The sequence below is a fragment of the Bradyrhizobium sp. CCBAU 53338 genome (genome assembly GCF_015291665.1).
Lineage (GTDB): Bacteria > Pseudomonadota > Alphaproteobacteria > Rhizobiales > Xanthobacteraceae > Bradyrhizobium.
This window is the reverse complement of the sequence record NZ_CP030048.1, coordinates 5,253,117-5,266,142: the sequence shown is the minus strand read 5'-3', so window position 1 is coordinate 5,266,142 and position 13,026 is coordinate 5,253,117. Positions and strand designations below refer to the sequence as shown.

General features: G+C 63.3%; 9 protein-coding genes. 7 read left to right on the top strand and 2 right to left on the bottom strand.

Annotation, left to right across the window (positions count from 1 at the left end; translation table 11 throughout):
* Positions 1-139 precede the first annotated feature (139 nt).
* Positions 140-1,717, bottom strand: coding sequence for a fatty acid--CoA ligase (locus tag XH90_RS24740; RefSeq protein ID WP_194476923.1), 1,578 nt, complete (start codon positions 1,715-1,717; stop codon positions 140-142).
* Positions 1,718-1,855: 138 nt separating this feature from the next.
* Positions 1,856-2,728 (bottom strand): SDR family oxidoreductase, encoded by an 873-nt coding sequence (locus tag XH90_RS24735; protein ID WP_194476922.1) that lies wholly within the window; start codon positions 2,726-2,728, stop codon positions 1,856-1,858.
* 105 nt (positions 2,729-2,833) lie between these two features.
* On the opposite strand from XH90_RS24735, the gene XH90_RS24730 reads away from it, so the two are divergent.
* The 7 genes from XH90_RS24730 to ppc all read left to right on the top strand — a co-directional run bounded on the left by XH90_RS24730 (position 2,834) and on the right by ppc (position 13,018).
* Positions 2,834-3,643 (top strand): crotonase/enoyl-CoA hydratase family protein, encoded by an 810-nt coding sequence (locus XH90_RS24730; RefSeq protein WP_194476921.1) that lies wholly within the window; start codon positions 2,834-2,836, stop codon positions 3,641-3,643.
* 155 nt (positions 3,644-3,798) lie between these two features.
* On the top strand, positions 3,799-5,343 hold the full coding sequence (locus XH90_RS24725) for an acyl-CoA synthetase (RefSeq protein ID WP_194476920.1): 1,545 nt from the start codon (positions 3,799-3,801) through the stop codon (positions 5,341-5,343).
* Between the two features lie 18 nt (positions 5,344-5,361).
* On the top strand, positions 5,362-6,156 hold the full coding sequence (locus XH90_RS24720) for an enoyl-CoA hydratase/isomerase family protein (protein ID WP_194476919.1): 795 nt from the start codon (positions 5,362-5,364) through the stop codon (positions 6,154-6,156).
* A gap of 87 nt (positions 6,157-6,243) precedes the next feature.
* Positions 6,244-6,648: a YccF domain-containing protein gene (locus XH90_RS24715; protein ID WP_194476918.1), complete on the top strand. Its 405-nt coding sequence runs from the start codon at positions 6,244-6,246 to the stop codon at positions 6,646-6,648.
* 264 nt (positions 6,649-6,912) lie between these two features.
* Positions 6,913-8,100 carry an acetyl-CoA C-acyltransferase gene (locus tag XH90_RS24710; RefSeq protein WP_194476917.1) on the top strand — a complete coding sequence of 396 codons (1,188 nt, stop codon included), beginning with the start codon at positions 6,913-6,915 and terminating at the stop codon, positions 8,098-8,100.
* 69 nt (positions 8,101-8,169) lie between these two features.
* Entirely contained in the window at positions 8,170-9,924 is a 1,755-nt protein-coding gene (gene arsA, locus XH90_RS24705) for an arsenical pump-driving ATPase (protein ID WP_194476916.1), read from the top strand.
* Between the two features lie 304 nt (positions 9,925-10,228).
* Complete coding sequence (ppc, locus tag XH90_RS24700; RefSeq protein ID WP_194476915.1) at positions 10,229-13,018, top strand: phosphoenolpyruvate carboxylase; 2,790 nt, start codon at positions 10,229-10,231, stop codon at positions 13,016-13,018.
* Positions 13,019-13,026 lie beyond the last annotated feature (8 nt).

Below are 13,026 nucleotides of genomic sequence, written 5' to 3'. Positions count from 1 at the left end.
TCGTCCTGGCGGAAGCCAGGACCCATTACCCCAAGAAGGAGTTTGAGGCGTACCGGTAATCACCGGTCTTCGCCAAACTCAATCCAGTGGTGATGGGGTCCTGGATCTGCGCTTCGCTTGTCCAGGACGACGGCGAAAATCAATTCACCCGCCGATCCTTCCCCGCCCAATACGGCTCACGCAACTGCCGCCGCAAGATCTTGCCTGACGGGTTCCTCGGCAGGGCCGGCAAAAACTCCACGCTCTTCGGCGTCTTGAACCCGGCGATGCGCTCGCGGGTGAAGTTGATGATGTCGGTGGCGGTCGCCTCTTTGCCCGGCTTCATCACCACGACGGCTTTCACCGCCTCGCCCCATTTGTCGTCGGGCACGCCGATTACGGCGGCCTCCGCGACATCAGGATGATCGCACAGCGCGCTCTCGACCTCGGCGGGGTAGATGTTCTCGCCGCCGGAGATGATCATGTCCTTGATACGATCGTGGATGTAGAGATAGCCGTCCTCGTCCATGTAGCCGGCATCGCCCGTGCGCAGCCAGCCATCGCCGCGCAGCGTCGAAGCGGTCGCTTCCGGCAGGTTCCAGTAGCCTGCCATGTTCGAACCCGAGCGCGTCGCGATCTCGCCGACCTGACGCGGCGGCAAGGGTTTGCCATCGGCATCGAGGATCGCGATCTCCACGCCGGGCAGGGCCTTGCCGGCCGAGCGCATCCGCTCCAGGCCCTCGACGTGATCCTCCGGCGGCAGCGCGACGATCGTGCCGGTCGTCTCGGTCATGCCGTACATCTGCACGAAACCGCATTTGAAGACCTCGATGCATTCCTTCAGCAGGGCCGCGGGAATGGGGGAGGCGCCGTACAGCATGTATTTCAGCCGCGAGAAGTCGACCGTCTTCGCGCGTGGCTGCCGCACCACGAACTGCATCGCCGCCGGCACCATGAAGAGTTTCGTGATGCCGGACTGCTCGAAGAAATCGAGGACCCTGGTCGGATCGAATTCGCGCGCGATCACGCCGCGGGCGCCGTGATAGAGCCCCATCACGCCCCAGCCGGAGCCGCCGATATGGAAGATCGGCATCGCGACCAGCGACACGTCGTCGGTCGACCAACGGTTCCATTCCGGCTTGTCTTCGGCATTGCCTGTCTGAACGAGGTTGAGGAAGTTCGCGTGGCTCAGCATCGCGCCCTTCGGCTTGCCCGTCGTGCCCGACGTGTAGAGCTGGATCGCGATGTCTTTCGTATCAATGGGTACCTTCGGATCGTCGCCGCTCTGTGCATCGCGCCACGCGGCAAAATCCTGCCATTCCGGCGCGCCGCCTTCGGTCGTGATGATGGTGCGCACGCCCGGGAGCTGATCCTTGATCTGGCGCACCTGGGTGATGAACTCCGGCCCGACGAACAGCACCGGGGCCTTGCAATCGGCAACGATGAACGCGACCTCGGGCCCGGCGAGCCGCCAGTTCACCGGCGCCATCACCGCGCCGGCCTTCATCGCGCCCATCAGCAGCTCGAAATAGAGATCGCTGTTCTTGCCGAGATAGGCGATGCGATCGCCCTTCTTCACGCCCATCGCGATCAACGCGTTGGCGACCTTGTTGGTCCTGGTATCGAACTCGGCGAAGCTGGTGACGCGGCCCTCGAACTCGTATGCGATGGCGTTGCCGCGGCTCGCCGCGCGCTCGCGCACCATGTCGGCGAGGTCAGCCAATGGCTGTGTGGACATGTTTCTCCCTTGGCGTTCTGCTTTTATGCCGCGGAGTGTGGCGTCATCCGCGATTGAAGACAAGGTGGATGTGGTTGAAGCGTCGCTACTTCGACACTGTCATCCTGGCGAAGGCCAGGACGACTGCGGAGAGCGCAACTACCCCCGCTTCGCCCGGTCCTTCTCGTTTTGCGCCATGATGCTCTCCCGCGCGGTCCTCCAGTCGTCGTCGCTCCAGTCGCGGAGCTGGTAGAAGTTGCCACCCATGGCGAGCGCCTGTGCGCCGTCCATGGCAATGGTCTCGCCGGTGATCCAGTTGCAGCCGCCGGAGATGAGGAATACCGCGAGGTTCTGCAGCTCCTCCATGGTACCAACGCGGCCCATCGGGTTCATCGCCTTGGTGCGCGCACCGGCTTCGTCACCGGGCTTGATGCGCTTGCTCATGCCTTCGGTCGGGATCTCGCCCGGTGCGATCGTGTTGAGGCGGATGCCATAGCGGCCCCATTCGGTGGCGAGCGACATCGTCATCGCGTGAATCGCCGACTTGCTCATCGCCGACGGCACCACGTAAGGCGAGCCGTTGCGTACCCAGGTCACTGTGATCGACACGACGTTGCCGGGTTGCCTCAACGCGATCCAGCGCTTGCCGACCGCATGCGTCACGTAGAACGTGCCGTGCATGACGATGTTGGCGACGGCATCGAAGCCGCGCGGCGAGAGCTCTTCCGTGCGCGAGATGAAATTGCCCGCGGCGTTGTTGATGAGATCGGTCAGCGGCGCATCGCGAAAAATGTTCTCGACCATTTCTTCGACCGCGAGCGAATTGCGGATATCGACGCCGTGGCTGGTGACGCGGCCGCCATACTGATCCATCAGCTCGGTCGCGGTTTCGTCGCAGACGATCTTGCGCCGGCCGCAGATGTGCACCTCGGCGCCGAGCTGGAGGAAGCGCGCCGCCATCGACTTGCCGAGGCCGGTGCCTCCGCCGGTCACAAGAATGCGCCGCCCGGCCAGAAGATTTTCCTTGAACATGGCTGTTTCTCCCGTACGGATTGTCAGTTAATTGGTCGATTGACTAAATCCGGCCGTCAGCTTTCTGTAAAGCGGCACCGAACAAGAACAGGGGAGAATTCATCCATGGAAGAGCGCGTCTCGATTTCGATCTCGGAAGGCGTCGCCGACGTGCGCCTGGTGCGCGCGGACAAGATGAATGCGCTCGATCAGGCCATGTTCGAGGCCCTCGTCGCGGCAACCGAGCGGCTTTCGAAGGAAAAGGGCGTGCGCGTTGTCGTGCTGTCGGGCGAAGGCCGCGCCTTCTGCGCCGGTCTCGACATGGGGCGTTTTGCCGCCATGAAGGAGAAGGGCGGCAACGGAATTCCGGGTGGCGAAAATCGCGATCTCACCAAGCGGACTCACGGGCAGGCGAACTTCCCGCAACAGGCGGTATGGGGATGGCGCCAGCTTCCGGTTCCCGTGATCGCGGCGGTGCACGGCGTCGCCTTCGGTGGCGGCTTCCAGCTCTCGCTCGGCGCCGACATGCGCTTTCTCAGCTCAGATGCGCGCATGTCGATCATGGAAATCAAATGGGGGCTCGTGCCTGACATGGCGGGCACGCCGATTCTCGCCTCGCTCGTGCGCGACGACATCCTGCGCGATCTCACCTACACCGGCCGCATCTTCTCCGCGCAGGAGGCGATGACGTATGGCCTCGCTACGCGCATCTGTGACGACCCGCGCGCCGCCGCGCTCGAAGTCGCACGCGAGATCGCCGGCAAGAGCCCAGACGCGATCCGCGCGGCCAAGCGACTGCTCAACAATCTCTCGGTCGATCCGGGGCCGGCACTGCTGGCTGAATCAGTCGAGCAGCAGAAGCTGATCGGTAGTCCGAACCAGACCGAAGCCGTGCGCTCCAATCTGGAGAAGCGCGCGGCGAAGTATGCGGATTAGCCACCGTCATTCCGGGGCGATGCGGAGCATCGAGCCCGGAATCCATAACCACGATCGGGAGTATGGATTCCGGGCCTGCGCCTTCGGCGAATTCCGAAATGACGAGTGAGATTGTGGCCATGGTGTTCAACCCGACGAAAGATCGGACAACAAAAATGAACGAAACGTCCCCATTCCTCGGCATCGTCTCCGGCGATCGCCGTCGTTCCCATGCTGAGGTTGCCAATCGTGCCGACCGCATCGCATCCGGCCTCGCCAGGATCGGTGTCAAGCGAGGCGATTGCGTCTGCATGCTGATGCGCAACGACATCGCCTTCCTCGAGGCTGCCTACGCTGCGATGCGGCTGGGCGCCTATGGCGTCCCGATCAACTGGCACTTCAAGCCGGAGGAGATCAACTACATCCTCAACGATACCGGCACGTCCGTGCTGATCGGGCATACGGACATGCTGTACGCCCTGCGTGATGCCATTCCCGCTGGTGTCATCGTGCTCAGCGTGCCGACGCCGCCGGAGATCCTGAAGAATTACAAGATCGATCCGGATCATTTGAAGACACCCGACTTCGCCATCGATTTCGAATCCTGGCTCGCCCAATTCCAGCCCTATGACGGCCCGGTCGTGCCGCAGCCGATGAACATGATCTACACCTCGGGCACGACAGGCCATCCCAAGGGCGTGCGTCGCAATGCGCCGACGCCGGATCAGCAAGCAGCGGGCGAGCGCATGCGCGCGATGATCTATGGCCTCAAGCCCGGCGCCCGTGCGATCCTGCCGGGTCCACTCTATCATTCCGCGCCGAATTCGTTCGGCATCCGCGCGGGCAAGCTCGGCGGCGCGCTGGTTCTGATGCCACGCTTCGAGGCGGAAGAGTTTCTCGAGCTGATCGAGCGCTACAGGATCGACACCATCTTCATGGTGCCGACCATGTTCATCCGCCTGATGAAGCTGCCGGAGGCGATCCGCAAGAAATACGACGTGTCCTCGCTGCGCCACATCATCCACGCTGCCGCGCCATGTCCGGCCGACGTCAAGCGTGCCATGATCGAATGGTGGGGGCCGGTGATCTACGAATTCTACGGCTCGACGGAATCCAGCGCCGTCACCTTCGCGACCTCGGAGGATGCGCTGAAAAAGCCCGGCACGGTCGGCAAGATCTCGCCCGGCGCCGAGCTGCGCTTCATCGGCGATGACGGCCGCGTGCTCGGCGTCGGCGAGATCGGCGAGATCTATTCCCGCATGCCGGAGATGGCGGACTTTACTTACCACAACAAGCCGGAGAAACGCGCCGAGATCGACCGGGACGGCTTCATCACGTCGGGCGACGTCGGCTATATCGACGAGGACGGCTACGTCTTCATCTGCGACCGCAAGCGCGACATGGTGATATCAGGCGGCGTCAACATCTATCCTGCCGAGATTGAATCCGTGCTGCACGCCGTTCCGGGCGTGCATGATTGCGCGGTGTTCGGCATCCCCGATGCCGAGTTCGGCGAGGCCTTGATGGCCGTGGTCGAGCCGCAGCCGGGCGTCACGCTCGATGCCGCCGATGTGCGCTCAAGGCTGAAGACCTCACTCGCCGATTACAAGGTGCCGAAGCATATCGAGATCCGCACCGGACTGCCGCGCGAAGACTCCGGCAAAATCTTCAAGCGCCGGCTGCGCGACCCCTATTGGGAGCAGGCCGGTCGAAAAATCTGACAATTCGAGGAGCGATACATGACCGACGCGGCGAAGGAAGTCCTCTACGAGGTCACCGACCACATCGCGACCATCACTCTGAACGCGCCGGAGCGCATGAACACGATCTCCGGCCCGATGCTGAACGATCTGGCGCGGCTGCTGACCGAAGCCAATGAGGACAAGAACGTCCGCGTCGTGATCCTCACCGGCAAGGGCAGGGCGTTCTGCGCCGGTCTCGATCTGCGCAAGGAGCGTGACGGCAACGGTCTCAGTGCCGCATCCTCGCCGACCACGATCAACCTCCGCAACACGCCGCCGACGGTTTTGCAAGCCATGGACAAGCCGACCATCTGCGCCGTCAACGGCGGCGCGGCCGGTTATGGCATGGACACAGCCCTCGGCTGCGACATTCGGATCATGGCGGAGTCCTCGAAGCTCGCGGCTGCCTTCGTCAAGCGCGGCGTCGTGCCGGAATCCGGCGGCACCTGGCTGCTGCCGCGCATGCTCGGCTGGGCCAAGGCCTCCGAGCTGATCTTTACCGGCCGCACGCTCAGCGCGCGCGAATGTCTCGACTGGGGTCTCGCCAATGAGGTCGTGCCCGATGCAGAACTAATGAACCGCGCCACCGCCATCGCCCGCGAAATCGCCGCGAACGCGCCGCTCGCCGTGCAAGCCTCCAAGCGCATGATGCGGATGGGCCTGAACGAAAACTTCCACGACCACGTCCATCACGTCTATCTCCAGCTGCTGCCGCTGTTCAAGACACAGGACATGGCCGAAGGCATGAAGGCCTTCATGGAGAAGCGCGAACCCAAGTTCGAGGGACGGTAGGCTGCCTGAAATCCGCGCATAGGAGCTGTCTTCGCAACGACAGCTTTCGGGCCTATACAGCTGGGGTCATTTACACAGGGTAGTCCCATGGCCCCCGTTTCGATCCTGCTCAACATCATCTGGATACTCATCGGCGGTGCCTGGATGGCATTCGGCTGGCTGGTGGCATCCGTCATCATGGCGATCACCATCATCGGCCTGCCCTGGGCGCGGGCGGCGTTCAACATCGCCATTTACACGCTGCTGCCGTTCGGCTCGCGCGCGGTCAGCCGCGACGAGGTCACCGGCATGGGCGATATAGGCACGGGCGCCCTCGGGGTGATCGGCAACATCATCTGGCTCGTGCTGGCCGGCTGGTGGCTGGCGCTCGGCCATGTCCTGACGGCCGTGATCTACGCCATCACCATCATCGGCATTCCCTTCGCCTGGGCCCATCTGAAGCTCGCGGGCATCGCGCTCTGGCCGATCGGCAAGGTGATCGTGCCGGCTTAGGGCGCGGACTCATCAATTTCGGCTTCCGACGGCAGAGCAGAAGTCACGGGCTTTGTTCGCAGTTGGCAGCTTGTGGCGCATAGCTGCCGTGGAGCAGGCTTCTCGGGTTGAGCGGCATATGCCGCACCCTCGGCGTGCCTATTTCATTTCCTGACAAGGGGCGTCCCTTGATCCATCGCAAGAAATTCCGTGCGGGCAGCATTACCAAGTTTCTGAAGACATCCGAATGGAAGTCGATGGAACTGAGAGAAACGGAGATGACCGATGGCTAACAGGCAAGTCGTGATCTGTTCACCTGTACGCACCGCTATCGGCACTTATGGCGGAACGCTGAAGGATCTGCCCGCGGTCGATCTCGGTACCGTGGCAATCCGCGCATCGATCGAACGTGCGAAATTGTCGCCCGACGATGTCGGCAGCGTCGTCATGGGCAACGTGATCCAAGCTGGCAACAAGATGAATCCAGCCCGGCAAGCTGCCATCAATGCCGGCGTCCCCGTCGCTGTTCCGGCCCTGACGGTCAACCGCGTCTGTGGCTCGGGTGCGCAGGCGATCGCGAGCGCCGCTCAGGAGGTGATGCTCGGGTTCATTGACAGCGCGGTCGCCGGCGGCATGGAGAACATGGACCGTGCACCGTATCTCATGGGCTCCGGACGGTGGGGCTATCGCATGGGTGACGCGAAGATTTTTGATGCGATGCTGATGGACGGTCTAAACGACGCCTTCTCCGGTCAGCATTCCGGTTGGCACACTGAGGATCTCGCGGCCTCGCATCAGATCGCCCGTGACGAACAGGACCGCTGGGCCAAACGCTCGCAAAAGCGCTTTTCCGAGGCGCAGGCTTCCGGCAAGTTCGCCTCGGAAATCGCGGCGGTCGAAATTGCCTCCCGGAAGGGTCCGGCAAAATTCGACAAGGACGAGCACAACCGTCCAGACACCACCATCGAAAGCCTTGCAAAGCTCAAACCGGCTTTCCGCAAGGAGGGGACGATCACGGCGGGCAACGCGCCCGGACTCAATACCGGCGCGTCGGCAATGATCGTGGCGGAGCGCGCGTGGGCCGACAAGAAGGGCCTGACGCCCATGGCACGCCTAGTCGCCTACGGAATCGGCGCAGTCGAACCAGGTATGTTCGGATTGGGACCGGTTCCGGCCGTCAACCAGGCCCTCGAACGGGCCGGCTGGAAAACCTCAGACATCCAACGGATCGAGATCAACGAGGCCTTCGCTGCGATCGCAATTGCGGTCGCGAACGACCTCGGTCTCGACTCGAGTATCGTCAACGTGGAAGGCGGCGCGATCGCGCACGGTCATCCGATCGGCGCCTCGGGAGCAGTGCTTACCACTCGATTGCTGCACTCGATGAAGCGCGACGGTGTCGAGAAAGGCATCGTCACTCTTTGCATCGGCGGCGGTCAGGGAATTGCCCTTGCGCTTGAATCGATGATTTGAGCCCGTCCGCGCGAGCCCTTCGGCGCGCGGCGGCGTGCCGGACGATATTGGCCAATCCCGAGACAGCTAATGCTTCACTTTCGCGCGCTGACCGCTCCGACCTCGTTTCTGTTTTTTACAGGAAAGGGCGGCGTGGGTAAGACATCTCTTGCGTGCGCCACGGCCGTGGGCCTGGCCGACCGCGGACTGCGTGTGCTTCTTGTGAGTACCGATCCTGCGTCGAACCTCGACGAAATGCTCGAGGTTACTCTGACCGACCGCCCGACCCCGGTGCCAAACGTCACCAGACTTTCGGCAATGAATATCGATCCGGAGGCTGCCGCCGAGAGTTATCGCGCCCGTGTCCTTGAACGACTCGGACCAGACGTTACCGCCGGTGAGCGATTGACCGTGCGCGAGCAGCTCTCCGGCGCCTGCACAACCGAAATCGCCGCCTTCGACGAGTTCGTCGGATTGCTGGACGGCGATATGGGTGGGTTCGACCACATTGTATTCGATACGGCCCCGACCGGCCACACGCTAAGGCTCCTGAGCCTGCCAAAGGCATGGACCGGCTTTCTCAAGGGCAATGATCGGGGAGCATCCTGCCTCGGGCCGCATTCCGGCTTGAAGATGCAGGAGGACCGCTTTCAAAAGGCGCTCCGGGCCCTGGGCGATTCCAGGCGGACGACCATTATCCTCGTCACCCGCCCGGATCACGGCGCTATCCGTGAAGCGACCAGGACATCGGGCGAGCTTGATGTGCTCAATCTCTCGAACCAACTCCTGGTGGTCAACGGACGGTTCCACGCGACCGATCTCACCGACGCCGTCGCGGTTGCGCTTGAACGGGATCAGAACGAGGCCTTGGCCGCAATGCCCGCGTCGCTCGCAAAACTGCCGCGAGACGAAATCCCTTTGCTTGGGTTCGACATCGTGGGGCTCACGGCTCTAAGGGCAGTGCTGGCGCCCGCCAATCAGCCGTCAGCAGTTTCGGGCCAGTCAAGTGCAGAACCGGTCGACCTGCCGGGCCTGGAACGGTTGGTCGATGACATCGCGCTGGACAAGCACGGTCTCATCATGGTGATGGGCAAAGGGGGCGTCGGAAAGACGACGATCGCGGCTGCCATCGCGGTGGGACTGGCCAAGCGGGGGTATGCCGTCCATCTCAGCACGACCGATCCTGCAGCTCACGTAGCTTTCGTCGTCGATGGCGCCATGCCCGGCTTGACGGTCGACCGGATCGACCCGCGGGTCGAGACGGAGCGGTATGTCGCGAAGATCCTCGCGAGCCGGGGCCGGGACCTGGACGAGCAAGGCAAGGCTCTGCTGCTCGAAGACCTCGCTTCCCCATGCACCGAGGAGGTCGCCGTGTTCCACGCCTTCTCGCACGTCGTTGCGGAGGCCAGGAGCGCCTTCGTTGTCCTCGATACGGCGCCGACGGGCCACACACTCCTCTTGCTGGACGCGACCGGTGCCTATCATCGCCAGATGACGAGCCAACTTGCACCGACGGCTGCTGGACGAATCGTCACTCCGCTGATGAGGCTCCAAGATCCGGCTCACACCAAGGTGATCCTGGTGACCTTACCGGAAACGACTCCGGTTTCCGAGGCGGCTTCCCTTCAGCAAGATTTGCGGCGGGCGAACATCGAACCGTACGGCTGGGTCATCAATAAGAGCTTTGCTGTCTCCGGAGTCCGCGATTCTCTGCTGCGGCTTCGGCTTGATAAAGAACGGACGCAAATAGCTCGCGTTCAGAACGGTCTCGCAAAACGCGCTTTTATGATCGGCTGGAGAGCCAGGCCGCCGGTCGGTGTGGAAGAGCTTCGGATGCTCTCATGAACTTGCTCTTTCGCGCTGGCTTACGTCTTGGTTGGACCCAGTTCGAACAGCCCGGCTAGACTAGAGGTCACCAGCATGCGTCTTTCGCGCGCGGGCCGTGGGTGCCGACCTGTGCCCTTTAGTTCTCGATAAAGGGCGAAACGGACAGCAAAACTTCGGGCGAATGCGCCGCGAGTCCGAGAATATCCCCCAAGATCGGCGCCGTTGCCGCGCCGCCGCCAACTTCATCTTGCACTGCGGCAGAAAAATATCGCACACTCGGCGGGCCGGGGAGCCATAGGGAGCTCTACAAGGGGAGCGAGCCATGTCCCTCCAGACCATACCATCCGACTCTGCCGATCTTCGCCCGAACCGCCCCGAAGACGTCCAGGCGCTCGAGGCGGACGCGCGGCTGCGCGACGATATCCGCCTGCTCGGGCGTATCCTCGGCGACACGGTGCGCGACCAGGAGGGGGCTGAATTGTTCGACCTGGTCGAGCGCATCCGCCAGACCTCGATCCGGTTCCACCGCGACGAGGACCGGCTCGCCCGCCGCGAGCTCGAACAGATCCTCGACAGCATGTCGACCTCCGAGACGGTGCGGATCGTCCGCGCCTTCAGCTATTTCTCCCACCTCGCCAACATTGCCGAGGACCAGAACAACATCCGCCAGATGCGTGCCGGAAAGAATGGCGGCTCCGGCGTGTTGGCGGAGACGCTCGCCAAGGCCAAGGCCGCTGGTATCGGCACCGACGCGCTGCGCAGCTTCTTCAAGAGCGCGCTCGTCAGCCCGGTGCTGACCGCCCATCCGACCGAAGTCCGCCGCAAGAGCACCATGGATCGCGAGATGGAGGTCGCTGCGCTGCTCGACCGCCGCGAACGGGTTGCTTTGACTGCGGACGAGGCCGCTGCCAGTGACGAGCAGCTTCGGCGCGAGGTGCTGACGCTGTGGCAGACCAATCTGCTCCGCCGCACCAAGCTCACCGTGCTCGACGAGGTCGCCAACGGCCTGTCGTTCTACGATTACACCTTCCTGCGCGAGGTGCCGCGGCTGGTCAATGCGCTGGAGGACCGGCTCGAGGAGGGCGGCGAGCAGGCCGCCAGCGAGCTCGCCTCGTTCCTGCGCATGGGCAGCTGGATCGGCGGCGACCGCGATGGCAATCCCTTCGTCACCGCCGACGTGATGCGCGGCACGCTGCGGCTTCAGTCCAGCCGGGTGATGCAGTTTTACCTGAACGAGCTGCACGTGCTCGGCTCGGAATTGTCGATCGCGGCGCATCTCGCCGACGTGTCCGAGGAGTTGCGGAACCTCGCGGAGCGCTCGCCCGACACCTCGCCGCACCGGAGCGGCGAGCCCTATCGCCTTGCGGTCTCCGGCATCTATGCCCGCCTGACTGCGACCGCCGAGAAGCTCGAGGTCGAAATCACCCGCCGACCGGTCGGCAAGGGGGCGCCTTACGAGAGCGTCAAGGAGCTGCAGGCCGATCTCGACGTGCTGCACCGCTCGCTGATCTCCAACAATGCCCGCGTCATCGCGCGTGGTCGGCTGCGGCTATTGCGCCGCGCCGTCGATTGCTTCGGCTTCCACCTGGCGCGGCTCGACATCCGCCAGAACTCTGCCGTTCACGAACGCACCATTGCCGAGCTGATGGATGCCGCCAACCCCGGCATGTCCTATCTCGCGCTCGGCGAGGAGGCGCGCATCTCGCTCCTGACCAACGAACTGCGCTCGACGCGCGCGCTGGTGTCGCCTTTCGTCAAGTACAGCGACGAGACCATGGGCGAACTCAACGTTTTCCATGCCGCGGCGGAAGCGCACGCGAAGTTCGGCTCGGATTCGATTCCCCAATGCATCATCTCGATGTGCAAGGGAATGTCGGACATGCTCGAGGTCGCGGTACTGCTGAAGGAGGTCGGCCTCGTCCATCCCTCCGGGCGGAGCGCCGTCAACATCGTGCCGCTGTTCGAAACCATCGAGGATTTGCAGGCCTCATCCGGCATCATGGACCGCATGCTGTCGCTGCACGATTACCGCCGCCTCGTCGACAGCCGCGGCAGCGTCCAGGAGGTCATGCTCGGCTATTCCGACTCGAACAAGGACGGCGGCTTCGTCACTTCGGGCTGGGAACTCTACAAGGCCGAGATCTGCCTCGTCGAGGTGTTCGAGCGCCACCACGTGCGCCTGCGCCTGTTCCACGGCCGCGGCGGCTCGGTCGGTCGCGGTGGCGGACCGAGCTATGACGCCATCGTCGCCCAGCCCGGCGGGGCCGTGAACGGCCAGATCCGCATCACCGAGCAGGGCGAGATCATCTCGTCGAAATATTCCAACGCCGAAGTCGGCCGCAACAATCTCGAGATCCTGGCGGCTGCGACGCTGGATGCGAGCCTGCTGCAGCCGAGCCAGAGTGCGCCGCGCCGCGAATACTTGACCGCGATGGACGAGCTTTCAAATCTCGCCTTCAAGGCCTATCGCGGCCTGGTCTACGAGACCGACGGCTTTGTCGATTATTTCTGGTCCTCGACGGTGATCAACGAGATCGCGACGCTGAACATCGGCAGCCGTCCGGCCTCGCGCAAGAAGACCCGCGCCATCGAGGATTTGCGCGCGATCCCCTGGGTGTTCTCCTGGGCGCAATGCCGCCTGATGCTGCCGGGCTGGTACGGCTTTGGCAGCGCGGTCGAGCAATGGATCGCGGCGCATCCGCAACAGGGCATGCCGTTCCTGAAAGAGCTCTACAAGGAATGGCCGTTCTTCCGCATGCTGCTGTCGAACATGGACATGGTGCTGGCGAAAAGCTCGATCGCGATCGCCTCGCGCTATGCCGAACTGGTACCAGACGAGGCGCTGCGCGAGAAGATTTTTGGGCGCATCCGCCGCGAATGGCATTCCTGCATCGAGACGCTGCTCGACATCATGGGCCAGGACCGCCTGCTGCAAGGCAACCCGCTGCTGGAGCGCTCCGTGCGTCACCGCTTCCCCTATCTCGACCCGCTCAACCATGTGCAGGTCGAGCTCCTGCGGGAGCACCGCGCGCAGAACCCCGACGAGCAGGTGCTGCGCGGGATTCAGCTCACCATCAACGGCATCTCGGCGGGCTTGCGGAATACGGGGTAGGTCCTCTC

Excerpts from the sequence above, each read along its gene's own strand:
- XH90_RS24715 (WP_194476918.1), top strand. The coding sequence starts at position 6,244 with ATGGCCCCCGTTTCGATCCTGCTCAACATCATCTGGATACTCATCGGC.
- XH90_RS24725 (WP_194476920.1), top strand. The coding sequence starts at position 3,799 with ATGAACGAAACGTCCCCATTCCTCGGCATCGTCTCCGGCGATCGCCGT.
- arsA (WP_194476916.1), top strand. The coding sequence starts at position 8,170 with ATGCTTCACTTTCGCGCGCTGACCGCTCCGACCTCGTTTCTGTTTTTT.
- XH90_RS24710 (WP_194476917.1), top strand. The coding sequence starts at position 6,913 with ATGGCTAACAGGCAAGTCGTGATCTGTTCACCTGTACGCACCGCTATC.
- XH90_RS24730 (WP_194476921.1), top strand. The coding sequence starts at position 2,834 with ATGGAAGAGCGCGTCTCGATTTCGATCTCGGAAGGCGTCGCCGACGTG.
- ppc (WP_194476915.1), top strand. The coding sequence starts at position 10,229 with ATGTCCCTCCAGACCATACCATCCGACTCTGCCGATCTTCGCCCGAAC.
- XH90_RS24720 (WP_194476919.1), top strand. The coding sequence starts at position 5,362 with ATGACCGACGCGGCGAAGGAAGTCCTCTACGAGGTCACCGACCACATC.
- XH90_RS24740 (WP_194476923.1), bottom strand. The coding sequence starts at position 1,717 with ATGTCCACACAGCCATTGGCTGACCTCGCCGACATGGTGCGCGAGCGC.
- XH90_RS24735 (WP_194476922.1), bottom strand. The coding sequence starts at position 2,728 with ATGTTCAAGGAAAATCTTCTGGCCGGGCGGCGCATTCTTGTGACCGGC.